Genomic DNA, 26323 nt, shown 5'->3' on the forward strand with positions numbered 1-26323 from the left:
TGTTTAAACCTTACAAAGCACCACATTTCCTTTGATCACTTCGTTTCCATCCTGATTGGTCGCGTTCACTTTAAATTTCATTTTTTCTTCTTTGTTGTCATCTAAAATCGCATTCAGGGTGATCACGTCATTTAAAAAGACCATCCCTTTAAATCTGATCGTGTAATCTTCAATAAACCCTTCTTCATAATAGGGAGTAAAAAGTTTTGCAAGATTGCCCATCGTCCACATCCCATGGGCGATGATCCCAGGTAATCCCGCCTTTTCTGCCTCTTCGTCTATAGTATGGATCGGGTTGTAGTCGCCTGAAGCACCAGCATACTTAATCAGGTCAAGCCTGGAAACGGGCGAAAGGGTTACATCCTCAAGTGATTCACCGATTTGTAAATCTTTTAGCTCCTTCACACCATCATCTCCTTCCGCACCGCTTCCGTTATAATGACAACCTGCTCCTCCGTAAAGATGAGATTTCCTTCAAGATCTTCCCCATACCTTTTCAAAAGTAGAAATCCCATTTCACCACTTTTTCCATTTCTTTCATAGTAATCTTTCACTTCCGAATAACAGTTAATGTTTTCTCCAACCATTAGCGGCCGTTCATAATGATAGATTTGTTCCCCGTGGATCAAACCCTTTGCGGGTAAGTTCAACTCTTCGATGGTTCCATAGTCGAACACCCTTGGAAACGTAGGTGGGGCAATATTATTTTTATACCTCGATTGTTTTCCAGTTTCCTCACAAATAAAAATCGGATGCAAGTCGCCAATCGCTTCAGCAAACTTTTTCACAGCTCCTCTTTCAACTGTGTTCTTCACTTTATTAGATCTTTTTCCAATGCCATGTTTTAACACAACGACCACCTCACTTAAAAAATATGTTCAAAAGTTACCAGATCATAATTTCGTGGCATAGATAGCCCCTTTAATCTTTTGGACCTCCAGCTACATACAATACTTGCCCATTAACAAACGATGAACTCTCATCAGCATAAAAGGCTACAGCATTGGCAATATCCGCAGGCTTCCCGCTTCTTCCTACAGGGATGTTGTCAACACTTGCTTTCACTAAATCCTCAAACGAAATACCGATGCGAGCCGCCGTTTCCTTTGTCATTTCCGTCTCGATAAATCCTGGCGCAACTGCATTTGTTGTAATTCCAAACCTCCCCAATTCAATAGCAAGCGTTTTCGTAAATCCTTGTAATCCTGCTTTTGCAGTGGCATAGTTTGCTTGGCCACGGTTACCGAGAGCGGAAGTTGAGGAAATGTTGATAATCCGCCCATATTTATTTTCGACCATATATTTCTGAGCGGCACGTGCTGCATTAAAAGAACCCTTCAAATGAACATTCATGACGGTTTCCCAGTCTGAATCGGTCATTTTAAATAACATGTTATCACGGATAACTCCGGCATTATTTATAAGAATATCAATCGATCCAAACTTCTCATGAGCTTTTTTCACAGCCGATTCAACTTGTTCAAAATCTACCACATCCGCCACCTGTGGAAAAATTTCAAACCCTTTTTCCTTGAACTCGTTTGCCGTTTCATTTAACGCTTCTTCATTTACATCAATAATAGCTACTTTGGCTCCTTCTTCAGCGAACCGCTGGACAATTCCCTTACCGATTCCTCGGCTCCCACCTGTTACAAAAGCTATTTTTCCATCAAATCTACCTGCCATATGTCATTCCTCCAGTATTAATTAGATGCACTAGTCTACAAAATTAGCTGACATATTATCCTAGCTTTACATGTCCTTTTAATAGATTCCTTGAGATGATTAAACGCTGGATTTCATCTGTGCCATCATAAATTCTCCACAACCTTGCTTCACGATACCAACGTTCAATCGGCAATTCCCTTGTGTAGCCCATCCCCCCATGGATCTGAAGGACACGGTCAACAACTCGATTCCCCATATTGGAACCGTATAATTTCGCCATCGAAGCAGCATGGCGGTTATCTTCACCTTGATCGAGGGTAAACGCTGCATTGAGTACAAGCCATTTGGCCGCTTCGATTTCCACTGCAGAATCTGCAATTTGCCATTGGATCGCCTGTCTAGCAGCAATCGGTTTGCCAAATGTTTTACGTTCATTCGCATAATCGATCGCCATGTTCAATAATCTTTCAGACGCCCCTACAGCACGTGCACCGACTATCCATCGCGCAAATCCAATCCACTCAAGTCCCAGATCATACCCACCGTTAACTTCACCTAATATATTCTCGTCTGGCACACGAACATTATCGAAGACGAGCCCAGCAGGACCCCACTCTCCCATCGTATCGATGTATTCAGATTTCCAGCCCATGGATCGATCCGCAATGAAACAGGTCACCCCTTTTCGACCTGAAGAGGACTGATGCAGCTCTTTATCCGTGATCGCAATCACCATGACAAAGTCCGCTTCATTGCCCCCGGTAATAAAGGTCTTCTCCCCATTTAACACCCATTCATCGCCGTCTTTCACAGCTGTCATTCGGATATTCCTCGTATCAGAGCCGGCATCAGGTTCTGTCATCGCAAAACAAGATTTCTTCTCGCCGTTGATCGTTGGAATGAGGTAGTTTTCCTTTTGCTCCTCATTTCCATAGTATAAAATATTATCAGCCGATCCCCCGAATTGAAATGGAACGAACGTCTTGGCAACTTCCATGAGGACGATCGCCATCATCATCTGTCCTAAATCAGCCCCACCATATTCTTCCGGAGTATTGATCCCCCAAAAACCAGCCTCTTTTGCTTTTAGTTGCAATTCCTTCATTTTCTCAGGAGGAAGACTCGGCTTTCCTTCCCTCTCGTTTCGCAAGACTTCATTTTCTAGAGGCATTAATTCCTTTTCTACAAACTTTCGTATCGTTTTTTGTACCATTTGTTGTTCATCCGTTAAACGTAAATGCATGAAACGATCCCCATTCTTTTAAGTATTTTTTCAGAATCAGCTTTTTTGTGCTGAAATAGTTTGAACCATTTTCACATACCTACTGGTTAGTATGTTATGTTTCTATACTATTTTAAAATTTCAGAAAATACAACCCATAAGTATAGATTTTTATGTCGAATAACCGGAAAAATAAGTCCATAATCGCACTTATTTTTTCGAGTCTTCTATTGCTCGTTCCCTTAAGTAGGGATATTATATTTCTTTCATAAATCCCAATCAAAATTGATATATATAGCTAAAAGAGCATTTTTCACAAAGTTTGATTAACTAGATTGTGCCAAGTTTATTCATTTTCTAGAGGCAGGGAATCAGCTTAGCATCCTAACTGTGTTATTTGTAGCCAAAAGCTAGTAGATGAAACAACTAAATCGCTTAAGCCCATTAATGATTATTTCCTTATGCTAACACAAGGAGTTTTCGTAATTATGTCGCTTTGGATATAGGGTTAGTTGCCAAGCCGATTGGTGTCATTCCGCCGTGGACAATGCCTTCTATCCTTCAAGGCTATATCCTTACCGGAAGTATCTCTGGGGCGATTTTACAAGTCGTATTAGTTACCGTATCTTTCTATTTTCCTTTTCAAGGTCGTTAAAAACATCTAGAGGAAAAACAAAGTCATGATAAGACCAAATCATTCGACAGGGGGAGTCATCGTGAACACGGAAGAGATTATTTTCCAATTGATTTCACATGGAGGAAACGCCAGAAGTTCCGCTATGGAAGCCATCCACTCTGCAAGAGAAACACATTTCAGGTCCGCTGAAGAAAGTATAGGTGAAGCAAGAAAAGAACTAAGAGAAGCACATCGAGTTCAAACAGAGGTCATCCAAGCAGAAGCAAGAGGGGAAAAAAAAGACATAAGTTTATTGTTCATTCACGCACAGGATCACTTGATGAATGCAATGACGATTACAGATCTGGCGGAAGAAATCATTAAGATTCATAGAAAACTTTTTTAACAAACGATATTAAAAATCAGTGGCTCCACTAACTTGTGTCAATTATATACACTAATAGTGAAAGGCGGAGTGTATGGTTTCTAAGGGATTGTATCATTTATCACAAATTCTTTAGTTAGCAGTAGAAGCACATGGAGTACATTGCCCATGTGCTTTCTATTTATAAGAGAATGAATATTCACCCCGCTGGATTTAGTTTTTTAAAGAAATGGAAGAAGGATAGATTAACGTCAAGTATTATTGGCCTTGGGAAACAAACTGAAATTACGTGTGTCAAGGAGCTTTTTATATCCTTTACTGTGGTTCCACTGGCTATAGATCATTCAGATATAGAACCTATTCATTTGTTATAATCCCACAAGATCAGCCAGTCCCCTTCCACTTCAGTCACAAATACTTCCTGGTGTAAATCGAATGTACCATACTTTCCTTTAAAGGTTTGAACAACGGTCGTGGCATAAACAACCCCTATGGAATCAGCATCCTTTGTCATTGACCAGCCTTCAACTTTTTCCATGTTACTTAATGAGTAAGAAAATGTGGTAACACCAAAGTGATTCATAAATACATGGGCGCGATCCTGAATGTAATGTCCCTTAGTAAATTTTTCTTTCATTAATGGGTGAAACAGCCCCCAAGATTCCGCGAACCGCGCTTCTTGCTCATACTCATAGAAGGATTGCACTGTCTTTTTGGCTTGTTGACTTGGCGTCTGACGTAGGAAAAGTGCACCAATCAGAATAATAACTGCAATTAAAAAGGCTAAAGCTACGAACATCTTAAATTTACTTTTCTTCCTCACTAAAATCGCTCCCGCCTCGTTGCCTTGTACGACTAATCTATGCACAAAAACCTAAATTTAGGTACAAGAGCGGAAGCCACATCTAATTGGGTGTTATAAAAATAGCCTTGCAAAGATTCTCTTTGCAAGACTCCAGAATGAAAACAAACTTATTGGTTCGTCTTTTCCAAATCTATTTTCTATATTCCAAGCAAGAAGTGATTCGCTACGTTCATTAAAATTGATCGTTTATTTTGTTGTCTAGCTTGTGTCCCCCCATTACCTTACAGAGAATAATTCCGTATCTCTTCTCATGTTGTGACGAATAGTGTTCCCTATTGTAATAAAACCCCAAATTGGTCAAACGCTTAATTAATTTTTTTACTTGAGCTTATATATCTCTCAAGCCTTCTTCCTACAACGTTGACGACGCTTTTGTGTTTTTACTTCAATGGGGTAGGTTACAGGGCATCCCTATAACGCTGATAATATGCCTCCACATTATTAAGTAGCAACAATTCAGTATATAAGTAGGTTTTCATATTGAAATCATGGAAATCAATCGTCGTGAGTTCCTGTATTTTTTTAATTCGGTAATTTAACGTGTTGGGGTGGATGAATAATTGATTGGCTGTCTGCTTACCTTTGCCATTATTGGCCAAGTACACTTCAAGGGTCCGCAGTAAATCAGTCTGCTTTTCTGTATCATTCTGGATGAGGGTCAATAAATCATCACTGTAATAGTCTTCTGAACTGTTTTTTTCATACAGTGTAGCTAAATAACGGTAAATCCCTAGTTTTGTGAACTCTCGAGGCATGGATTCAGGTCTAGGGGTTATGAAGTTTGCTATTTCAATCACTTCGAGGGCTTCGAGAAAACTTTTTCTCATATGATACAAAGTTGTATATTCTTTCCCTACCCCGATCAAAAAGTTGTAAAACTCCTCTTCTCCTGCTTCACTTTTCACCTTTTCAATTATTTCTCTGGCTAAATTACGCGAAGATACTTCTTCTCCTGGCTCACCATAAAGGATTAAAATCACTTGGAATTCTGTTTTCAAGTAATGAATTTGTTTCTTACTGGATGAGTAGTGAACTGTCTTCTCAAGATAATCGAGCATATATTTATATTGAGGTGTTGTCACAGAAAAAACGACAACGGAAAAACGCTCTGGTAAGGTAAGCTTGGTTAGGGATGCGTCATGACGGAATTGACTTTCGCTTCCGTACTCATGATGAAGAAGCTTCCACAACAACTCTTCTCTCTTTCCTTCTTTGGCATTGATCCTTTCATAAACATCATAGATCAGTTTGCCTAGGTGTGGGGTAATTTCCTCAAGGAAGCCGAGCTCCTCGTCTTTTAGGAGATGGTCAGATTCTTGAACCCAAATATATCCCATTGTATGGCCGAGGTGCTGGGCAGCCACCACGACACGCTGATGAAACCCTAATTCTTCGATAGGATGGACACGGATTGGATCAGGATGACTTTCTAGCCGCTGCACGATTCCTTCCTTCTTCAACCGATCGATAATGAAGATCGGGCACTTTTTTGAAAGAATAGTCTTCTGCTGGGTCTGATCAAACTCCTCAATGGATGAACTGTACGAAATTAATTCGAAATTTTTATTTTCTATAATGACGGGCTTTCGTAATTTCGAACTGATCAGTTCAGTGGCTTTATGAATATCCTCTACTTGGAGGATCAATTGTCTTGCTTCCATATGAACCCTTCCCTTTCCAAGCAGGTTATTTTTACTGTATAGGTCACCTAATTACACACTATTATAGCGAGTTGTCGAGGAAAGAGAAAGGAAAACATTTGTTTAACTGCTTCTAACTAGCTTATATTTCCGGCACTTACTCTATTTATCAACGCTTACTCCTCTTTTATCAGCGCAATCCTTTCTTTTATCGGCGCGTTCTCCCCTTTTACCGGCGCAATTCTTCCTTTTATCGGCGCTTATCACTTTCACACGTTAAAAAAGCTCCCCCGTGATGGGAGAGCTTTCTGAAATAACTCTTAATACATTTCTGAGATTGTCTTCGCTTGCATATGCAGGGCCAAGTAATCTGGACCGCCGGCTTTTGAATCAGTACCGGACATTTTGAATCCACCAAATGGCTGGTATCCAACAATGGCGCCTGTGCAATTACGGTTGAAATAAAGGTTACCAACGTGGAAATCATATTTCGCTTGTTCAAGGTGTTCGCGGTTATCGGAAATCACGGCCCCTGTTAAGCCATACTCTGTGTTATTGGCAATTTCAATTGCTTCGTCAAAATCTTTTGCCTTAGTGAAGCAGACGACTGGACCAAAAATTTCCTCTTGCTGCATGCGGGAATCTGGAGCAAGGTCAGCAAAGATAGTCGGTTCGATGAAATATCCTTTAGAATCATCACCTTTACCACCTGTTACTAGACGTCCTTCTTCTTTACCGATTTCGATATAGCTCATAATTTTATCATAAGCACTTTGGTCAACGACAGGACCCATGTAAACATTGTCCTCAGAAGCATTTCCAACAGTCAGTTCTTTTGCACGCTTCGCGACCATGTCGAGCACCTCATCGTAGACATCTTCATGGACGACGGCACGAGAACCTGAAGAACATTTTTGCCCGGAGAAACCAAAGGCAGACACGATAATGGCTTCAGCAGCTGTCTCTAGGTTGGCACTGCTATCAACAACGACAGTATCTTTACCACCCATTTCAGCGATTACTTGTTTCAGATGATTCTGACCTTCTTGAATTTCAGCGGCACGTTTAATGATGCGAGTTCCAACATCACGTGAGCCTGTGAAGGAAATCAGCGCTGTTTTTGGATGATCGACAAGATAGTCACCGACTTCTCCGCCGCTTCCTGGTACAAAGTTCAAGACACCTTTAGGAAGGCCAGCTTCTTCAAGTACCTCAACGAATTTTGCTGCGATAACAGGACTGTTACTAGCAGGCTTCATCACCACTGTGCTTCCTGTTACAAGCGGTGCAACGGCTGTTCCTGCCATAATCGCAAAAGCCAAGTTCCAAGGTGGAATGACTACAGCCACACCTGTAGACGTATAAATGTAGCGGTTTTGTTCGCCTGGACGGCTTTCAACAGGCTTTCCGTCTTTCAATTCGATCATTTGGCGAGCGTAATACTCTAGGAAGTCAATGGCTTCTGCCGTATCAGCATCCGCTTCCTTCCACGGTTTCCCTACTTCATATACTAAATACGCGGAAAATTCATGCTTACGTCTTCTAATAATGCTGGCAGCACGGAAAAGTAATTCTGCGCGTGCTCTTGGATCCCACTTCTTCCAGCTTTTGAATGCTTCTGCAGCGGATTGAACAGCTTTTTCAGCAATGTCCTGATTCGCTTTTGATACCGAACCAACGACTTGTTTTGTATTGGCAGGGTTCGTGGAAACAATTTGGTCATCTGTTCTAATTCTTTCCCCGTTTACAAGTAAATCATGTTTTTGACCTAATTCCTCTTTCACTTGCTTCAACGCTTCTTCAAAAGCCTTTTTATTTTCCTCGACAGTAAAATCTGTAAATGGTTCGTGTTTGTAAGCTGTTACCATAATAAAATTCCCCTCTCCATTTTTGAAAAATTATTTCTTGAACATTCCTTTTACAGCAAAGGCGATGTTCGCAGGTCTTTCAGCTAAACGCCTCATAAAGTACCCGTACCAATCCTCGCCATAAGGAAGGTAAACTCTTACAGTATACCCTTCCTTCACCAGCTCTGATTGCGTTTGATTTCTCATGCCATATAACATTTGAAACTCAAATTGATCTTTTGAAATTCCATGTTCTCTCACCAATTTTTTAGTGAAATCAATCATAGCATCATCATGACTCCCTACGGCCGTATAATGACCGTTCAACAGATTCTTTTCGATGAGACGTTTCAAGTTTGCATCAACCTCTTGCTTATCAACAAAAGCCACCTTGCCCGATTCCTTATAGGCTCCTTTTACAAGTCTTAAATAAGGATCGTAAGCCTGCAGCTCATCTACATAATCATTGGAACGATAAAGATAGGATTGGATCACCGTTCCCAAATTTGCATGTTTTTCTTTTAATGCTTTGTAAATCTCAAGGGTCGGCTCACATCTAGAAGAATCTTCCATATCAATGGTCACCGTAATATCATATTTTGCAGCTTCCTCAAGTACTCGTTCCATGTTTTCCATGACCAATTCCTTGCTAATATCAAGACCAAGTGAAGTCAATTTTAAAGACATCTCGGAATCCAGCTGATGATGAGCAATCGCCTGGATCGTCTCAACACCTTCCTGACAGCGCTTTCTCGATTCTGCCTCGGATTCAACGAATTCCCCAAGGTGGTCAACAGTAACTTGCAACCCATCATGGTTCAGCTGCTTAATCAACGGAATTGCTTGAGAAAATGTTTCTCCCCCTACAATCTTGTCAGCCCCAAAACTCGTTCCAAAACGCTTAGCTAAGCGATCTAATAACTTGTTATTGGAAAGATATAAGAAAAAGTTCTTACTAATGGCTTCCAAGATCATCACACTCCTTTATCTTCTTCTATTAACTGTAACCATGTGGTTTTCAGATGGAATGTATTGAATTTCATCTGTTAAGAAAATTATAACGATTATGTCCGGGTGGAGACAACGTGCTCCAACCACAAACTTTCCTACATGGTTTTATGGTTATTACACAAATGGTTCACTTCATGTTTATCCACTGAGGGGGTCAAGTAAACATAAGAATTTCAATGATCCGTCACGTAGCGAACACTTACGATTTTGCCATCCCTCACACTTGATTAAAAGATACATTTTTTCTCACCAAATGTGCTAATAACACCTATAACTATCTAATATGTTTAAATTCCTCCTGCCTCTGTCAATAATAAGTTCATAGTACTAGAACGGGAGAAGATCCAATGACCTCAGAAGGAAAGCGTGATAAAAATAATACAACTGATACAGGAAATGATCACTTTGACAATGAGTTAGCGAATAATCTAAAAAAAATAAAAAAAGAACTCGGCAATAGTAGTGATTTAATTGTGCGCAAATTCACGATAGGTGATGACCTTTGCCTAAATGCAGCGGCAATCTACATGGACGGCTTGGTGGATGAAAAGACCGTTAATGAATTTGTATTGGAGTCGATAAAGGTTGAGTCCTCTGAGGAGGGAGCGATCAATCAGAAAAATGTTTTTGAATTTATTAACACCCACGCCATCTCGGTTGGAGAAGTTAAAGTCATTCAAGAATGGAACACATTAATTCTGGCCATTTTATCGGGGCATACGGCAATTTTGGTTGATGGTTGTGCGAAGATCCTCACTGGCAATACAAAAGGCGGAGAAACTCGACAGGTGTCAGAACCTACTTCCCAACTCGTCATTCGAGGGCCAAAAGAAGCATTTACTGAATCGATCGGGACAAATGCAGCCTTGATTCGACGACGAATTAAAACCCCGAATTTATGGCTTGAGACGATGCAAATTGGAAGTACCACCCAAACGGATGTCGCTCTTATGTACATAAAAGGTGTGGCTAATGAGAAGGTGCTTAAAGAGACAAAAAAGCGTTTAGGCAGAATTGATATCGATGGAATTCTTGAGTCTGGTTATATCGAACAGCTTATTCAGGACCATCCCTATTCCCCTTTTCCAACCATCTATAATACAGAACGACCAGATGCTATTGTAGGTAATTTACTTGAGGGAAGGATAGCTATCCTGGTAGATGGCACGCCTTTTGTGTTAGTTATACCAGCTTTATTTATTCAGTTTTTTCAATCTCCTGCCGATTATTATCAACAGTTTTTTATTGGTTCATTTTTACGATTGTTAAGACTATCCACCTATATTATTACCTTACTCACGCCAGCACTTTATATAGCCTTAACAACTTTCCATCCGCAAATGATTCCGACACGTCTATTAATCAGCTTGGCTGCCCAAAATGAAGGCGTTCCCTTTCCTCTTTTTGTCGAGGTCATGCTGATGGAAATCACCTTCGAGATTTTACGTGAAGCTGGTGTCCGTATGCCGCGTGCCGTTGGTCAAGCTGTTTCCATTGTTGGTGGACTTGTACTTGGCCAAGCCGCCGTCCAAGCTGGAATTGTTTCTGCAGCAACGGTTATTGTTGTCTCGCTTACAGGGATCGCAAGCTTTGCGTTCCCTTCCTATACTATTGGTGTTCCTGCGCGACTACTGCGCTTTTTAATGATGATCCTAGCAGGAAGCTTAGGTCTCTATGGTGTGGCAATGGCATTATTTATTCTTGTAGCCCACTTGAGCAGCTTGCGCTCTTTTGGAATCCCTTATCTAAGTCCTTTTGCACCGTTTGTTTGGTCAGATATTAAAGATACTCTTGTGCGTCAGCCGTTATGGTCCTTGCTTCTCAGGCCCAAACTGATCAACCAACAGAATCTTAAACGGCAAGATAAAAGTCAAAAACCAACCCCGCCAGACACAGACAACTCTGCTTAGGAAAGGAATAGAGTGGTGATGAGATAATGAAACATATGATTTTGCTGTTATGGCTTTTATCGGGAATGATTCTGTTAACAGCCTGTTGGGATCATCGGGAATCAGGGGACATTGCATTGGTTATGGGAATGGGGATCGATAAGACGGAGGAGGACAATTTATACCGTGTTTCATTCCAGATTGTGAATCCAGGACAAGTAGCCGGTGGAGAAACGGGACAAGGTCGAGGCACAGCTGTTACTACCTATAGTGAAACAGGGAGGACCATATTTGAAACTGTACGCAAAATATCAAAAAAAGTGCCACGTCTACTTAGTTTTTCGCACACTGTGGTTCTTATCATCGGAGAGGATTTAGCAACGGAAGGCGGACTCCCCATGATTTTGGATTTCTCCGAAAGATATTACGACTTTCGCTCGACAGCCCTTGTGCTTGTTGCAAGGGAGGGACAAGCCCTTCCAATTTTAAGTATTCTTAGTCCCTTGGAAAGAATACCCGCCATGAAAATTCAAGAGACTGTGCAAAAAACAGAAAGAGTATGGGGAGAAACACCTCAGCGGAACATCAATGATGTGGTTCAAACGTTATCCAGTAAAAGCAAGGGACTTTCATTAGGTGGGATTTCTCTCGTTGGAAATTTGACGGAGGGACAGACGTCAGCAAACACTAAACAAGCCGTACCGACCACCCTTGTTAAGATTAACGGATTAGCCCTCTTCAAAGATGGAAAACTGAAAGGCTGGCTAGATGATAAAGAAGCCCGCGGTGTGGCATGGATTCAAAATAAAATCAAAAAAACAGTACTGTCATCAAAATGTAAGAAGAATGACGGAACCATGGCGATTGAAGTCCTTCGTTCCAATACAAAAATAAAGGCAACAGTGAAGCAAGGCAAACCTGAGATAACAGTAGCGATCCGTGGGGAAGGCCATTTGGAAGAAATCACGTGTCCGATTGACCTTACCAATCCTAAGCTTATCTTCCAACTCAATAACACATTCGAGTCACAAATTGAACAAGAAATAACCACAGCTGTGAAGATCGCACAGGAACAGAAAAACGACGTCTTTGGTTTTGGTGAAGCAATCAATCGTGCTAATCCGAAAGCCTGGAAACAAATGAAGAAACAGTGGGACGAAACGTTTGCTGACATGGATGTCCAAATAAATGTCGAGTTTTTCATCCGTGGTACAGGGCTACGAAAACAACCTTTAATTTTGCAGGGAAACTAAAAAAGGGGGGAAGGCATGGAAAAGGCTAAAATCAGCGGAGGACAATTGTTTATATTAATGTTTCTATTTGAACTTGGCACTGCTATCGTGATCGGGCCGGGGCTTGGGGCCGAAAAGGATGCTTGGTTAGCCGTTTTGCTCGGCTTAATCACGGGTATGATTCTTTTTCTCGCCTATTATACGCTTTACCGTTTCTACCCCGACCAACCCTTAACGGAGTATACAAAGGAAATACTTGGGAAATATATAGGGAGTATTGTCGGAATATTATACCTCTTTTACTTTCTATATGTTGCAGCAAGAGACCTGCGTGATTTTGGTGAACTGTTGACTGCTTCCACTTATATCTATACGCCGATGTTTGTGATCAATGCCATCATGATTCTAGCTGTTGCTTTTGTTCTGCGTCACGGAATCGAGGTGCTCGCTAGAACGGGTGAGATTTTCTTTTTTGTCTTAATGTTCGTAGGAATTGTCGGGACCATTATGGTATTTGTTTCCGGAATGCTCGAGGTCAAACAACTCCTTCCCGTCTTGGAAAATGGCTGGAAACCTGTATTAACTACGTGGCCAGTCACCTATACATTTCCTTTTGGAGAAATGATCGCGTTCACTGTATTACTACCTTATTTAAACCGTCCCAAACTAGGCATCAGGGTAGGCTGGTCAGCAATGAGTTTCAGCGGAATCCTATTAATGTGGGTCGTGGCCATGGACATTGCCGTTCTAGGTGTTTACGTAGCCACTCGTTCAACCTTTCCTTTGCTATCGTCCATCGGGCTGGTTAATATGACCGGATTCTTTCAGCGACTAGATGTCGTTGTCGTATTGACCCTCATCATTGGTGGTTTTTTTAAGATCGCCGTCTTTTTTTACGCTGCACTTATAAGTGCGACAGAAATATTTCGTGTATCGACATTTACTAGGCTAGTTCTACCTTTTAGTATTGTCATTTTACTTTCATCGATGACGGTGGCCAATAATTATGCTGGTCATATTAAAGAGGGCCTCAAAGCCACCACTTATTATGTCAGCCTTCCGTTGCAGACGGGAATCCCGTTGCTTCTTCTCGTTATTGCGTTGATCCGGAGACACTTTAAGACCCGTTAACCTTTTGACTTTTTTCTAATAAAAGAAATGATCAGGCTGAAAAAGAAACTTAAGAATAAAACAGTGATAAGCAAATAACCGAAAGGTGTCATTACCCAAAAAGGATTAAACAAATTGATTATAGCGATACTTCTATCAAAGCCCATCAATAAATCCATTCCATAATGAATCGATATCATGCCGAGAAGCGTAAATAGAAAGATTAAAAGAACTTTCATGCCAAACACCCACATTTTTGGTTATCATCTGTCTTAAGGAAGAATCTTATTCAGATTATAAGTCATTATAATTGAATCTTTAATTGGTGCCTATATGGTGATCTACTACTAGATGAAGAATAAACCACTGTCCATAAGGCTTTTGTTAACGTTCATGCTTGACTAAAGACTTTCTCAGGTCAACCAAATAGTTACTTTTTTTAAGTTTCTCACTAACTTCTTGGTTCATGGTCACCACATCCTTTTTAAAAAAAGACGGACCCGTACAGTAAAGCACGGAATCCGTCTCTAAGTTTCCCCTTACACCCAGCAAGTCGTAAGAACCTTCTTACGTGTATAGAATTCAAGTCCGTCTTTTCCATTGGCATGAAGATCACCATAGAAGGAATCTTTCCAGCCAGAGAATGGGAAGAATGCCATAGGAGCTGGTACACCAATATTTACACCTAACATCCCTGCATCAATGGTTTCGCGAAATTGGCGTACACTTCCGCCGTCATTTGTAAAGAGACAAGCACCATTGGCAAAACGTGACGTATTGGTTAGTTCAACAGCATCGTGAAGATCTTTCACTCGTGCAATCGAGAGAACCGGTGCGAAGATTTCATCCTGCCAAATTTTCATTTCCGTTGTAACTTTGTCAAAAATAGTCGGTCCGACGAAATAGCCCTCTTTTTGAGCATCTTCATCGTTACGCCCATCACGAACAAGTTTCGCGCCCTCTTTTTCCCCTGTTTCAATATATTGAAGGGTACGCTCTTTATGGGTATCACGGATAACTGGTCCGAGGAATACCCCTTCATCTAGTCCGTTCCCAATCTTCACTTCGTTTACTTTTTCCGTCAGCAATTCAATGAATTCATCGGCAACGGAGTCTTCGACGGCCACAACAGAAGCGGCCATACACCGTTCGCCGGCGGAACCGAAGGCGGCATTAAGAATTTGTGTTGTCGCATTATCAAGGTTCGCATCTTTTAATACAATGGAATGGTTCTTAGCTCCAGCAAGTGCTTGGACACGTTTAAGATTTTCAGTACCGCGTTTGTATACGTATTCAGCAACAGGCTGAGAACCTACGAAAGAAATGGCCGCCACATTTTTATGGTCTAATAAGCCATTTACCACATCATGTGCCCCGTGTACGATATTAAATACACCTTTAGGTAATCCAGCTTCTTCAAGTAATTCTGCTAAGCGATTAGCAAGTAATGGTGTACGCTCGGACGGTTTTAGTATGAATGTATTTCCTGTCACGATAGCCATTGGGAACATCCAAGCGGGAACCATCATTGGGAAATTAAATGGTGTGATTCCACCAATAACCCCGATTGGATAACGGTAGACACCTGAGTCAAGGCCATTTGAAATGGAAGGTAATTGTTCACCCATCATGAGTGATGGAGCACCAGATGCAAATTCAACATTTTCAATGCCACGTAATACTTCACCCTGTGCCTCTTTAAAGTTTTTCCCATTTTCAATGGTTACGATTTCTGCAAGCTCATCCCAGTGATCCACAAGTAATTGCTGATACTTAAATAGAATACGTGCACGTTTGGGGACAGGTACTTCCTTCCACTCTTTAAAAGCTTCGTCCGCTACTTTAACGGCATGGTCTACATCTTCTTGTGATGAAATAGGGACATGGGCTATAACCTCACCTGTTGCCGGGTTATATACTGCTTCAGTTTCGTCTGATTTAGCGTCTATCCATTCTCCACCAACATAGTTCTGAAGTGTTTTTACTTTTGTTTGAGTCATATCAAATTCCCCCTAAAATAGATTATAAAATAGAATATAAGAATACTGCTAAGAACATAATAACTAAAGGCACAACGACGCTTACCACAAAAATAGGTTTATAGGCTCTTTTATGCGATTCTCCACAAATAGCGCGAACTGTCGTAACAACGTAGCCATTACGTGGAAGTGAATCAATCCTCTTAGCCTACTGTACTTTCTGTTGAAAACTTATACTCATAACAGACTTTATAGAGTTCCTCGATTTCTGACTGTATCGGTACTCTTGGATTGTTTGCTGGGCTGCCACTTGCTAATGCATCTGATGCCATTTTCCCAGCAGCGCTTTCAAATGCTTGCTTATCAATACCCCATCCACTTAAATTCGGGATATTCAACTGTAAACATAGATTTTTTACAGAAGAAACAGCTAAATCGGCAGCTTCTTTCTCGGAATACTGTTCAGCTTCAGCTGAGAAAAATCTTCCTAAATCAGCCAACCTTTTAATAGCGTGTTCTTTACTAAACTCTAAAACGGCTGGCAATAGCATCGCATTCGAATATCCGTGAGGAACGTGAAATAGCGCTCCAATTGGTCTAGACATCCCATGCACTAAGCATACGGACGAATTCGAAAAGGCAATACCAGCTTGTAAAGACCCTAGTGACATGGCTTCTCTTGCGTCAAGATTATCCCCATTCTCATATGCTGCTTGGATATTTTCTACAATCAGCTTCATCGCTGAGAGCGCTAGCATATCTGTCATCGGATGAGAACGCTTAGAAATATAACCTTCTACTGCATGACTAAGTGCATCAACTCCTGTAGCTGCTGTTACGTGCTGTGGTGAAGACAGTGTCAACATGGGATCAACAATTGCAGCATCCGGCATAAATGCCGGTTGTTTAATCATCATTTTTACATCATTGGAAGTGTTTGTGATGATTGTCGCATCTGTTGCCTCTGAGCCGGTTCCGGCTGTCGTTGGAATGGCGATATGTGGGATCGGTGCGACCTCGGCCACTTTCTTCTCGCCCATGTAATCCCCGATATAACCACCGTTCGTAGCGAGTACAACAATGGCCTTCGCCGTATCAATACAGCTTCCGCCTCCAAGCGATATCACAAGATCACAGTTTTCCTTTTTAAATAATTCTAGAGCCTCCTCAACATAGGTATCTGTTGGCTCGGACTCAACCCCTAAATAAACGACACTTTCAACTCCGGCTTTTGTAAGATAGTCCCGCCCTTCACTTACATAATCCAGAGCATCCATCACTTTATCGCTGATAATAAGCGCCTTCTTCCCTCTTGCAGCTGCTTCCTTACCAACCTTCTCAAGTGCATGGCGTCCATAGGTAATCATCCGCGGCATACGAAGGACAGCATAGTTGTCCATTTAACTGACACTCCTTTTTTATAAATTCACCTATATCAAATGCAAGAAACGCGCCAAGTTAAATGACTGATTATACTGACACTTAAGAATTATTTGTGTAGTATTTTACCTACATTTTATAGCGGATCAACTACACTACAGTTCGTTTAGATCATACTTTTTCAATTTTTGATATAAAGTGGTCCGATGAATCCCCAATTGTTTCGCTGCCTTTGATTTATTTCCACCTGTTTTCCTTAATACTGTTCGAATAATCTCTCTCTCTTTTTCATTTTCGAGACTTTTGGCTTGCTTCATCAGAGTTGTAATTTCATTGGATTCTTCCTTTCTGAAAGTCTCTTTATCTATCATATAATCCGGTAAGTGATGACTGTTAATGGTATTCCCATCAACCAAAACAGCAAGCTTTTCAAGTGTATTCATAAGCTCTCTTATATTACCAGGCCAATGATAATGCAGGAAGACAGCCATCGCCTCTGAGGTGAAAACTTTCACTGACATTTGATACTTGTTGCAGATGGCATGTAAATAATAGGAGACCAATTGGGGGATGTCCTCTGTCCGCTCACGAAGAGGGGACAGAGGGATCTCGATAACATTTATTCGATAATAGAGATCCTCACGAAATTCTCCTGCTTCGATCATATCTTTTAAATTCCGATTGGTAGCTGCAATGATTCTTGTCTCAATTTCGTATGGTTGATTGCCACCGACACGTTCCACCTCTTTCTCCTGAAGAACTCGCAATAATTTGGTTTGCATCATAAGCGGCATTTCGCCAATTTCATCCAAAAACAATGTGCCATGTTGAGCTAATTCGAATTTACCAAGCTTTCCACCTTTTTTCGCCCCGGTAAAAGCCCCTTCTTCATAACCAAATAACTCTGATTCAAATAAATGTTCAGGAATCGCCCCACAATTCAAACTGATAAACGGACCGGATGAAAAAGGACTGAGATGATGAATGCCCTTGGCGTACATCTCCTTTCCCGTCCCACTTTCACCAGTAATTAAAACGGTAGCCTCCGATTTGGCAACCTTTCTGGCTAAGCGCTTGATATGAGCCGTACTTTCGCTATTGCCAATAATCTGATCAAGTGTCATGGAACGGCTTTCCTTTAATTTGGCTTGGGATGGAAAAGGTTTTGGTTGCTTATGAAGCGAATTTTCCTGGAGCTTTTCATAAATACGATACACTTCTGTGACACCCTCAAAAATCAACATACCGATAGCGCCAACAACTTTCTCGTTCTTCCATATGGGAATGCGGTGGACAATCATGGCCTGACCTTGGATATATTGGACAACTCCTCGTTCAGGCATACCAGTTTGCACTGTATAAGGTAATCTAGTGTTATCAATTACTTCATTAACATGCCGTCCAATGGCATCTTTTGCTGCAATCCCTGTAAAACGGCTATACGCTTCATTAAACTCCCGTAAAATTCCATCTTCATCCACTACAGCCACACCTTCATAGGCACTTTCCAAAATGCCATTTAAAATTTCTGCTGTATGTTCCATCTGATTAAGCTCTCGAATGTATAACGAAAACCCTTTCAAAATTTCCTTTCTTGATAGCACACCTATTAAACGTTCTTGCTCGTCAACGATAGAGAAATGAGCTGAAGTCATAGCTGATATTTCCAAAAGTGAGACATTTGAATGAACAACAGAATGATTCTTTTTTGTGCAGCAATCTGCTACTGACTCTTCTGCATGGCCGTAAATAAAACGGTTCAGCAGTATTGGTAATGTGACCATTCCAATAGGATGCTTATTCCCATCAACCACCGGCAGACATTCTACGTTTAGATGTTCGATCATTTCCGCCGCTTCTCGTAACGATTTATCTTTTGGAATAGAGCAGTGATCCGGTATCATCCATCTCTCGACTTTCAACAGCTCTTCCTTCTCAAGCTCATGTTCTGAACTTTGAACGAAATCCTGAATCATCAATCTCCCCCCTCAATGAGGTTAATTATTCTTTGTTTTCATAAGCACAATATCATATCCCTTGCAAGGTAGTGGGCAAAGTTCTTACGGTAATAGCCTGCAGGCTCCATGGAGGTCAACAATTATGTATTTTACCTTTATCCTTAGTATGCCTCTTCTCCATGTCAAAAAGGTCTCAAACCTTTTTATCCGATTTTCAAAGTATACCCGTTTGCCAGATGGTTTTTGGTCCACATCAACCTCATGATCATCCTTGATGGTGTGATTTGCAAGTTTTTTCTTGATTATGATTCGTTTCAAGTCCTCCACAAATGGAGTCCCTTGTTACGATAACAAGGTATCGACGCAACGTATCCAGACCTCAAATTTTTTCATAACAAGAATGCTCCTGGCATTAAAGTGTACCGGGTACACTCAACTGAACAGATAAGTTGAATTTCAATTATATTTTTGCAAAATTACTGAAAAAAGTTGGTTTTTGAGTTAACTCAAGACCTTAAATTTGGAGAAGCTACCAAACATGACAGTCTATAATTTTAATTGTTTCCAATAAAAAAATGGCCCCTGCAGAATACAGGAACCAGTTTATTGCAGAACCTCGATCATTCGTTGAATATGACCTGCCTTCTATTAGACGAACAAAGAACAAACAACTAGTAATATTAATGACATTAACCAAGCTAAAGTAGTCGGGACCGACCATGTTAAAATTTGCTCCTTTGTATCTCTGATCCCCAACATACGGGTCACTACCCAGAAAAAACTATCATTGAAATAGGAGAATAACAATGAACCTGTTGTAGCACCGATTGCGGCTAAAGGCATGTACACGCCGTCAACCCCTGACAAGATCGGGGCAGTTATAGATGCCGCAGTAATCATAGCAACTGTTCCACTTCCTTGAACCAATCTGACAAAACTTGAAACAAAGAAAGGCAGCAAAACAAGTGGTACGGAAAAACCAACGATTAATTCAGCTACATAATCACCGGAACCGCTTTCATTTAGCACATTACCTAATGCTCCACCTGCACCTGTCACGAGAAGGATAATACCCGCTGACTTGATGCCCTCTTCCATCCTGTCAATTGCATCTGTACGATTCAATTGGGATGTCAGCGTATAGATTGCGAAAATAAGGCCGATGCCTACAGCGATGACTGGATTACCCACGAATTGGATATAACCAAACACACCTTCACTCAATTCCAATGCGGTTACCACTGTATTGGCAAAAATTAAAATGATGGGAATAAGGATTGGTGCCATGGATATAAATAATGAAGGCAAATTCTTGCTTTCTTGTTGTTCCACGAATTCTTCATAACTAGATGCTTGCTCCGGACGGATCCAACCTAAACCTGATTCATCAGGAATTTGGTGGATTTTCTTTCCAAGCCACTTCGCATACAGTACACCTACAATAATAAGAGGAACTGAAAATAATAGCCCCCATAGAATTACGACTCCTACACTTACTCCGAAAATTCCTGCGACACCTAGAGGTCCCGGAGTAGGTGGTACTAATGAGTGTGTAACGACAAGACCTATTGCTAATGCGACTCCTAATGTTAGGACCGAGCGTCCTGTTTTTCTAGAAATCGCTTTCACTAATGGTGCAAGAATAACAAAGGCTGAGTCTACGTAGATGGGGATGGACACGACGTACCCTGTCAAAGCCATTGCCCAGTCTTCCCTTTTCTTACCTAGCATTTTTACGAAAGAATAGGCTAAACGTTCAGATGCACCCGCTACTTCCATCACACGTCCTAACATAACCCCAAATCCAATAACGATACCGATTGAGCCAAGAGTCCCTCCAAAACCTGATGTAATGGCTTCCGCAACGGAAGGCGGGGTCATCCCCGCAATCAATCCGATGACAGAAGCAGAAATAATCAGAGCTATGAACGCATGAATCTTTGTTTTCATTACAAGGAACACTAATAACGCTACACCAATAACAAGTCCTAAAATAATTTGACCACCTGGTGCTTCCATGATTACTTCCCCTCCCTCGAAAATTTTATTTATTTGTTGAAATATGGAGTATATTTTGCAGCAGCTTTAATTGCTTCAACCATACTTACTGAGCTCGCAATTCCTTTACCTGCAATATCAAATGCCGTTCCATGATCGACTGAAGTTCTTAAGAATGGGAGTCCATTGGTAAGAGACACGGTACGTTCAAAATCTGCCATTTTTGCAGCAATGTGCCCTTGATCATGGTATAGGGACAGTACAGCATCATATTTTCCATGAAGTGCCTGGTGAAATACAGAGTCAGCCGGAACTGGACCTGTTACATCTACACCATCTTTTCGGGCAGCTTCGATACCTGGTACTAACTCATCTATTTCCTCTCTTCCAAATAGACCACCTTCACCTGAATGAGGATTTAACCCCGCAAGTGCTAATGTAGGATTTTCAATTCCTAATAGCTCCAACGCACCTTTACAGCGGTTAAGGTAAGTGTGTACTCTTTCTTTTGTCATTTGCCCGATAGCATTTTTCAACGATAAATGACGAGTCAAAAAGAATATTCTTAGGTCATTCACTTCAAACATTGTCATAGGATCTTCTGAATTAGTGAACGCTGAAAGCATCGCTGTATGATCGATGTGAGGCACTTTTCCTGCTTGAAGGGACTCCTTGTTGATCGGCGGTGTACAGATCGATCCCGCCTCCCCCTCCTGTACCATTTGGATTGCCTTCTGAATGTACTCATAAGAGGCTTGTCCACACATTCCGGAGACAACACCCATTTCGTATTTCTCAATGTCAATATTATCGAGATTGATCAAGTCGATTGTGCCGAATTGATACTTACCTTGGGAGGATTCATTAACTACATTCACTTGCAAGTGCACGTCAACTGCATCCATGATTTTCTCTAGTACGTCACGATCTCCGACAACGATAGGTTTACAGATTTCATAAATTTCTTTTTCTGCTAGTGACTTTATGACAATTTCAGGTCCTATTCCCGCTGGGTCTCCGATTGGTATTACGATAATTGATTTGTTTTCCATATAAATCTTCCTCTCTATTAATGAGTTACTGAAACCAAATAGTTCATACAGGTGCTGAGCGTTTTCTTGTCTCCAATCATTCCCCCTTTAGTAATGACATTCATACCATCTAAATACCCACCTATGAATTTTCCGTAAGCAGCTAAGGGAATAACCTCATCCGCAAGTTCAATTCCTTGTGCTCTCGTGATCGAACATACAGATGCCGTAACATCACCACCACTCAAATAACACCCCGCAAAGTCTTCTTTATTCTCTTCCAAAACTCTTCTGCTGATGGAAGCCAGTCCGTCGGTAATTCTCTTAGCTAATCCTTCTTCCGTCGTATTCTCGGCTTCAGCAATTTCTGCTAGATCAAGATGCTTCTGCCCCGGGTGATAGGTGGTGACTAAGAGGATTTTGGACTGACCGGTTTGCTCTTCCGCTTCTACAATGACACGATCAACCTCTTTCTGCCATTTGTCCGTAAAGCTAGCGAGATTCTGAGGTTTGGCATAAATCGGTTTGACTTTCCATTTATTAATGAAATAATCCAATTGTTGTCCTGTTTGTGAAGTGACACTTCCGACTGTAACCAAGTACTTTTTATCCTTTTTCACACCACCCAAATACTTACTTGAGTAAACTGCAGTAAAAGGCCCGGGGTCAACAGTTACAACTGGGAATGAGCATTCTTTAACTACATTTGCAATCATTTCAATATGTTCGTCAGTTACGGCATCTATACAAATAACCTTGGATGCCGCCCCTAAGTTTTTTAGAGATTTTGCCAAGGATTCATGTCCTTCCATTACAATATCAAGACCAACAGAACTAATAGAGAGATTGGTTTGATTTTGGATCACTTCTTTTACCTTAGAAGTTTTGATCGGACTGACAGGGTCCTTAGCTACATCCGTTTCCTGTAGAGGAACGTCATCGACTAACAAATATCCCCCCACAGTACTTCTTCCGGATTCAGGAAAAGAAGACACCACAATTGCTACTGAATTTTCACCAGAAAAATGGAGCATCTCCTCTATTTCAGCTCCGACGTTTCCTCTTAATGTACTATCAATCCTCTTACTGTAAACAATAGCCCTTCCATTACTTTCACTGGCTTCAAGGGCACTTTTCACACGGGAGCGTGCTTGCTCTTCTGACACATATCTGCTATCTGTATCCAAACAAAGCGCATCATAACCACTCTCGGGTACAGGAAGTCCATGTACAACGGTCGCAGTCTTTAATCCTTTTTTTGATAGTTTGACACCGGTTGCATTCGCACCAGTTAAGTCATCACACACAACAACTACATCCATTCTGTTCACCTCCCTAATAAAGATTTGTCTCTTGTTCTAATTTCTTTCGATCATGTTCTTCGAGTTGGTTATCTGTAATAATTCCGTTAATTGTATTCAAGTGGCACACGTGGGCGAAAGCTCGTCGATTGAATTTACTGTGGTCTGCTACTACCCATTTCATCGTAGCGCTTTCCAACATAAGTTTTTTAATGAAAGCCTTTTCCATAGAAGGTGCGGATATACCCCCATTCAAATCGATAGCATTAGCTCCTAAAAACACCACATCTACTCTGATTTGATTTAATAGCGCTTGTACGTGGGTCCCCATAAACGCTCCAATATCTTTTTGAAGTTCACCGCCTGTGGAAATCACTTCAGAGTCTGAGTACAGCAATTCCATAGATATCTTGGCGTCATTCGTTACGATAAGCAAATCACCGCGTGTCTTGATTAATTTTGCGATTTCAAGATTCGTTGTTCCAGAATCTAACAAAACCTTTGCATTCTCGGGAATCATTTCAGCTGCTTTTTTTGCGATGAATTCTTTTTCGCCCTTATAGCTCGAAAGTTTAGTTTGATAAGGGATTTCCTGAGCCATTCTTTCAGGAAGTATGGCTCCACCGTGAGAGCGCACAAGCTTTCCCTCTTTTTCCAGGGAGGCCAGGTCACGCCTTATGGTCATACTGGACACTCCCAAGTCTGATGCAATTTGTTCAATATGAACTGTTCCTTGCGCTCCGAGCTTATTCATAATATGTTGACGTCTTTCTAATTGCAGCATATTGTTCACCCTTGTTATTTTATGTTCGATTTTGTTATATCATAATACTACAATCACAATTAGTCAATAAGTTATTGATAATCAATGTTCACTTTTGTTTAATAATTTGTTTTTTTGTGATTATAATAGAAAAAACCGCAGATGTAGGTGCATCTACGGTCAGATCACAAAATTGTTTATTAGCAGGGATTAAATAAACACAATCACTGGCAGTTTGACCCAAACCTTGTCTATGTGACAACGATAGATTATGTTCAGGTTCGGAATCGGAAAGTATAATAAAGTTAATTCGATACGGTGCACAGTCCTATGAAAATCAATTTTTACGCAAATTCCACAATACTCATTTCTTTCTAAAAAGGCTGTGGAGATTCTTTACCATAACGCCAACTTCCTAGTTGTACCATCCATAGCCTCCTTCGTATCCAGGCATCCTATGTTTTGAATCTCGTTCTTACATTCCCATGACGTAAATAATTACCCCCACTCTCTAAGAAAGGAGTTCAAGCTATGGGTTTCGACCGAGGGTTCGTACCCACATGGCTGCCTCCGCCTTCTTTGCAAGGAGCCGTCCGCCATTCAAATGTAACAAATACATAAAAAGGCAGTTTTAACTGTGCACTATAAATACACTTCAACACCAGGACCAAACGGAATGCCTAAGAATACGAAAGCTAATAATAAGACAATCCATACTAACAAGAAAGTCACACTATACGGAAGCATAAGAGCAATCAGTGTACCTAAGCCCGCCTTTTTGTCATATTCCCTCATGAATGCTAACACGATAATAATATATGGGTTCATCGGAGTAATAATATTTGTTGATGAGTCTGCAATACGATAAGCGGTCTGGATAAATGCTGGATGATAACCAAGGAAATAGAACATTTTCAAGAAAATCGGTGCTTCTAATGCCCATTGTGCTGATCCGCTAAATACCAGTAAATTGAGTAGAGCTGTTAGGAACACGAAACCTATGACGACTACTATCCCCGTCACACCTACCGACTCCAGGAACTCGGCTCCACTTACAGCTAGCCATGATCCGATATTTGTCCATTCGAAATATGCGATAAACTGGGCGGCTGCAAAGATGAGAACGATAAATCCGGACATGTCCTTCATCGCTTCCCCCATAAATTTAGCAATGGAGCGGGTGGATTCAATTTTCTTCACCGTTACACCATATGCTACGGCAGCGGTAATAAAGAAAAGCATAATGATTGGGACAATTCCATCAAGAAATGGTGATGGAACAAGTCCTCCCTGTTCGTTCCTAAGTGCCGAGTTCGGCAAAGTTATAGCAAGTACGAGCAAGCCAATATAGACTATGCTGGCTATAGCTGCATTACGTAACCCTTTTCTTTCGACTTGAGTGGTATCTTCAAATTCTTTCTGTACATTTCCTTGATAGACACCAAGACGTGGTTCAACAACTTTTTCTGTAATCACTGCCCCTGTCACGGATAGAACAACAACTGATGCAATCATAAAATACCAGTTATCTACCGGGGTAACGGTAACTGCTGTATCAAGTGTTTGCATAACTTCGGAAGATATTCCGGATAGAACTGCATCCGTGTTGGTAACGAGGATGTTTGCCGTAAAACCAGACCCTACCCCAGCAAATCCGGCTGCTAGCCCTGCTAATGGATGTCGCCTTACGTTGTAGAAAACCATTGCCGCTAATGGAGGAACAATAACAAACGCAGCATCTGCAGCAAGGTTTCCTAAGATGCCTGTGAAAATGACTGCATAGGTAATGAGCGATTTTGGTGCTTTTAAAATCGTATTTTTAATAAATGTTTCAATTAAGCCAACTTTATCTGCCAAACCAATCCCGAGCATCATTGCTAACACAATGCCGAGTGGTTTAAATCCAACAAAATTATCTAGCATGGAGGTCAACATGTACTGAAGACCCTCACCAGAAATTAAGTTTTTTATGGCCGTTTCTTCTTCTTTACCTGGAAGGGTAAAAGTGACATCAAATAAGGAAATAATCCATGATAAAATAATAACGCCGACTGCCAAATAAACAAAAAGTATAAAAGGGTCGGGTAATTTATTGCCAACCCGTTCAATTCCATTTAAGAGCTTGGATAATTTAGTGTTACCCTCTTGTTTGTTCATTTAGTTCACCTCTCAGCTGTTGTTTTTCTATGTCAACTAGTACAATTAGTATGTGCGTTTCATCACTGCATAAAGCATACTTGTTTGAACTGCTAAATATTATACACGACGTGTAATACCAAGTATAATAGTACGATTTAAAGGGGAAAACCTTATTAGGACATGGAGGCAAACTTTACCTTTATTAAAAATAGCTATTCTATGGATGACATGACCATGTTTATGGACCCGCGGAAATGAACTTCTACCCAGAAACATTCATGGTCTTCCC

Annotated in this window: 22 protein-coding genes and 1 pseudogene; 5 read left to right on the forward strand and 18 right to left on the reverse strand. The window is 41.0% G+C overall.

Annotated elements, in window-relative coordinates; genetic code table 11:
- Window positions 1-3: 3 nt before the first annotated feature.
- The 4 genes from MUO14_RS06660 to MUO14_RS06675 form a co-directional block, all read right to left on the reverse strand.
- Window positions 4-405 (reverse strand): MaoC/PaaZ C-terminal domain-containing protein, encoded by a 402-nt coding sequence (locus MUO14_RS06660; protein ID WP_244754468.1) that lies wholly within the window; start codon window positions 403-405, stop codon window positions 4-6.
- A complete protein-coding gene (locus tag MUO14_RS06665; protein ID WP_244754469.1) occupies window positions 402-851 on the reverse strand; it encodes a MaoC family dehydratase N-terminal domain-containing protein in 450 nt (149 codons plus the stop codon). The genes MUO14_RS06660 and MUO14_RS06665 overlap by 4 nt, the downstream gene beginning before the upstream one ends.
- 70 nt (window positions 852-921) lie before the next feature.
- Entirely contained in the window at window positions 922-1686 is a 765-nt protein-coding gene (gene fabG / locus MUO14_RS06670) for a 3-oxoacyl-ACP reductase FabG (RefSeq protein WP_244754470.1), read from the reverse strand.
- Window positions 1687-1741: 55 nt separating this feature from the next.
- A complete protein-coding gene (locus tag MUO14_RS06675) occupies window positions 1742-2911 on the reverse strand; it encodes an acyl-CoA dehydrogenase family protein (RefSeq protein ID WP_244754471.1) in 1170 nt (389 codons plus the stop codon).
- Window positions 2912-3606: 695 nt separating this feature from the next.
- On the opposite strand from MUO14_RS06675, the gene MUO14_RS06680 reads away from it, so the two are divergent.
- Both MUO14_RS06680 and MUO14_RS06685 read left to right on the forward strand, forming a co-directional pair.
- Window positions 3607-3912 (forward strand): PTS sugar transporter subunit IIA, encoded by a 306-nt coding sequence (locus MUO14_RS06680; RefSeq protein ID WP_449768901.1) that lies wholly within the window; start codon window positions 3607-3609, stop codon window positions 3910-3912.
- A 131-nt stretch (window positions 3913-4043) separates the two neighbouring features.
- Complete coding sequence (locus tag MUO14_RS06685; protein ID WP_244754473.1) at window positions 4044-4265, forward strand: hypothetical protein; 222 nt, start codon at window positions 4044-4046, stop codon at window positions 4263-4265.
- Here MUO14_RS06685 and MUO14_RS06690 read toward each other — a convergent pair.
- The 4 genes from MUO14_RS06690 to MUO14_RS06705 all read right to left on the reverse strand — a co-directional run bounded on the left by MUO14_RS06690 (window position 4253) and on the right by MUO14_RS06705 (window position 9212).
- Window positions 4253-4714, reverse strand: a complete 462-nt coding sequence (locus MUO14_RS06690; RefSeq protein ID WP_244754474.1) for a hypothetical protein — start codon at window positions 4712-4714, stop codon at window positions 4253-4255. The genes MUO14_RS06685 and MUO14_RS06690 overlap by 13 nt on opposite strands.
- A 440-nt stretch (window positions 4715-5154) precedes the next feature.
- Window positions 5155-6417, reverse strand: a complete 1263-nt coding sequence (locus MUO14_RS06695) for a PucR family transcriptional regulator (RefSeq protein ID WP_244754475.1) — start codon at window positions 6415-6417, stop codon at window positions 5155-5157.
- Between the two features lie 299 nt (window positions 6418-6716).
- A complete protein-coding gene (gene pruA, locus MUO14_RS06700; protein ID WP_244754476.1) occupies window positions 6717-8264 on the reverse strand; it encodes an L-glutamate gamma-semialdehyde dehydrogenase in 1548 nt (515 codons plus the stop codon).
- 30 nt (window positions 8265-8294) lie between these two features.
- Window positions 8295-9212 carry a proline dehydrogenase family protein gene (locus MUO14_RS06705; protein ID WP_304654216.1) on the reverse strand — a complete coding sequence of 306 codons (918 nt, stop codon included), beginning with the start codon at window positions 9210-9212 and terminating at the stop codon, window positions 8295-8297.
- A 389-nt stretch (window positions 9213-9601) separates the two neighbouring features.
- Between MUO14_RS06705 and MUO14_RS06710 the strand changes: the two genes are divergently transcribed.
- From MUO14_RS06710 to MUO14_RS06720, 3 genes are read left to right on the forward strand one after another with little or no spacing between them, the layout of a single operon-like run.
- Window positions 9602-11164, forward strand: coding sequence for a spore germination protein (locus MUO14_RS06710; RefSeq protein ID WP_244754477.1), 1563 nt, complete (start codon window positions 9602-9604; stop codon window positions 11162-11164).
- A gap of 26 nt (window positions 11165-11190) precedes the next feature.
- A complete protein-coding gene (locus MUO14_RS06715) occupies window positions 11191-12396 on the forward strand; it encodes a Ger(x)C family spore germination protein (protein WP_244754478.1) in 1206 nt (401 codons plus the stop codon).
- 15 nt (window positions 12397-12411) lie between these two features.
- On the forward strand, window positions 12412-13506 hold the full coding sequence (locus MUO14_RS06720; RefSeq protein ID WP_244754479.1) for a GerAB/ArcD/ProY family transporter: 1095 nt from the start codon (window positions 12412-12414) through the stop codon (window positions 13504-13506).
- On the opposite strand, the gene MUO14_RS06725 is transcribed toward MUO14_RS06720, so the two are convergent.
- The 10 genes and pseudogenes from MUO14_RS06725 to MUO14_RS06770 form a co-directional block, all read right to left on the reverse strand.
- Window positions 13503-13724, reverse strand: a complete 222-nt coding sequence (locus MUO14_RS06725; RefSeq protein WP_244754480.1) for a YczF family membrane protein — start codon at window positions 13722-13724, stop codon at window positions 13503-13505. The two genes, MUO14_RS06720 and MUO14_RS06725, sit on opposite strands and share 4 nt — an antisense overlap.
- Before the next feature lie 300 nt (window positions 13725-14024).
- A complete protein-coding gene (locus tag MUO14_RS06730) occupies window positions 14025-15485 on the reverse strand; it encodes a CoA-acylating methylmalonate-semialdehyde dehydrogenase (RefSeq protein ID WP_244754481.1) in 1461 nt (486 codons plus the stop codon).
- A gap of 22 nt (window positions 15486-15507) precedes the next feature.
- Window positions 15508-15663: pseudogene (locus MUO14_RS06735) on the reverse strand (GntP family permease); the annotation flags it as partial.
- Window positions 15664-15667: 4 nt separating this feature from the next.
- Window positions 15668-16864, reverse strand: coding sequence for an iron-containing alcohol dehydrogenase (locus MUO14_RS06740; RefSeq protein ID WP_244754482.1), 1197 nt, complete (start codon window positions 16862-16864; stop codon window positions 15668-15670).
- 135 nt (window positions 16865-16999) lie between these two features.
- Window positions 17000-18820, reverse strand: a complete 1821-nt coding sequence (locus MUO14_RS06745) for a sigma-54-dependent Fis family transcriptional regulator (protein WP_244754483.1) — start codon at window positions 18818-18820, stop codon at window positions 17000-17002.
- Window positions 18821-19450: 630 nt separating this feature from the next.
- Window positions 19451-20821, reverse strand: a complete 1371-nt coding sequence (locus MUO14_RS06750) for a GntP family permease (protein ID WP_244754484.1) — start codon at window positions 20819-20821, stop codon at window positions 19451-19453.
- A gap of 29 nt (window positions 20822-20850) precedes the next feature.
- Window positions 20851-21852 carry a 4-hydroxythreonine-4-phosphate dehydrogenase PdxA gene (pdxA, locus tag MUO14_RS06755; protein ID WP_244754485.1) on the reverse strand — a complete coding sequence of 334 codons (1002 nt, stop codon included), beginning with the start codon at window positions 21850-21852 and terminating at the stop codon, window positions 20851-20853.
- A gap of 17 nt (window positions 21853-21869) precedes the next feature.
- Window positions 21870-23153, reverse strand: coding sequence for a four-carbon acid sugar kinase family protein (locus MUO14_RS06760; protein WP_244754486.1), 1284 nt, complete (start codon window positions 23151-23153; stop codon window positions 21870-21872).
- Between the two features lie 13 nt (window positions 23154-23166).
- A complete protein-coding gene (locus MUO14_RS06765; RefSeq protein WP_244754487.1) occupies window positions 23167-23916 on the reverse strand; it encodes a DeoR/GlpR family DNA-binding transcription regulator in 750 nt (249 codons plus the stop codon).
- 621 nt (window positions 23917-24537) lie between these two features.
- Window positions 24538-26052, reverse strand: a complete 1515-nt coding sequence (locus MUO14_RS06770; protein WP_244754488.1) for an AbgT family transporter — start codon at window positions 26050-26052, stop codon at window positions 24538-24540.
- Window positions 26053-26323 lie beyond the last annotated feature (271 nt).

Origin of the sequence: Halobacillus shinanisalinarum (assembly GCF_022919835.1) — a bacterium.
In the GTDB taxonomy this organism is placed as follows: domain Bacteria; phylum Bacillota; class Bacilli; order Bacillales; family Halobacillaceae; genus Halobacillus_A; species Halobacillus_A shinanisalinarum.

Bases quoted from the DNA above. Each gene is read 5' to 3' on its own strand.
- fabG (WP_244754470.1), bottom strand. From the start codon at position 1,686: ATGGCAGGTAGATTTGATGGAAAAATAGCTTTTGTAACAGGTGGGAGC.
- MUO14_RS06675 (WP_244754471.1), bottom strand. From the start codon at position 2,911: ATGCATTTACGTTTAACGGATGAACAACAAATGGTACAAAAAACGATA.
- MUO14_RS06685 (WP_244754473.1), top strand. From the start codon at position 4,044: ATGGAGTACATTGCCCATGTGCTTTCTATTTATAAGAGAATGAATATT.
- MUO14_RS06695 (WP_244754475.1), bottom strand. From the start codon at position 6,417: ATGGAAGCAAGACAATTGATCCTCCAAGTAGAGGATATTCATAAAGCC.
- pruA (WP_244754476.1), bottom strand. From the start codon at position 8,264: ATGGTAACAGCTTACAAACACGAACCATTTACAGATTTTACTGTCGAG.
- MUO14_RS06710 (WP_244754477.1), top strand. From the start codon at position 9,602: ATGACCTCAGAAGGAAAGCGTGATAAAAATAATACAACTGATACAGGA.
- MUO14_RS06715 (WP_244754478.1), top strand. From the start codon at position 11,191: ATGAAACATATGATTTTGCTGTTATGGCTTTTATCGGGAATGATTCTG.
- MUO14_RS06720 (WP_244754479.1), top strand. From the start codon at position 12,412: ATGGAAAAGGCTAAAATCAGCGGAGGACAATTGTTTATATTAATGTTT.
- MUO14_RS06725 (WP_244754480.1), bottom strand. From the start codon at position 13,724: ATGAAAGTTCTTTTAATCTTTCTATTTACGCTTCTCGGCATGATATCG.
- MUO14_RS06730 (WP_244754481.1), bottom strand. From the start codon at position 15,485: ATGACTCAAACAAAAGTAAAAACACTTCAGAACTATGTTGGTGGAGAA.
- MUO14_RS06740 (WP_244754482.1), bottom strand. From the start codon at position 16,864: ATGGACAACTATGCTGTCCTTCGTATGCCGCGGATGATTACCTATGGA.
- MUO14_RS06745 (WP_244754483.1), bottom strand. From the start codon at position 18,820: ATGATTCAGGATTTCGTTCAAAGTTCAGAACATGAGCTTGAGAAGGAA.
- MUO14_RS06750 (WP_244754484.1), bottom strand. From the start codon at position 20,821: ATGGAAGCACCAGGTGGTCAAATTATTTTAGGACTTGTTATTGGTGTA.
- pdxA (WP_244754485.1), bottom strand. From the start codon at position 21,852: ATGGAAAACAAATCAATTATCGTAATACCAATCGGAGACCCAGCGGGA.
- MUO14_RS06760 (WP_244754486.1), bottom strand. From the start codon at position 23,153: ATGGATGTAGTTGTTGTGTGTGATGACTTAACTGGTGCGAATGCAACC.
- MUO14_RS06765 (WP_244754487.1), bottom strand. From the start codon at position 23,916: ATGCTGCAATTAGAAAGACGTCAACATATTATGAATAAGCTCGGAGCG.
- MUO14_RS06770 (WP_244754488.1), bottom strand. From the start codon at position 26,052: ATGAACAAACAAGAGGGTAACACTAAATTATCCAAGCTCTTAAATGGA.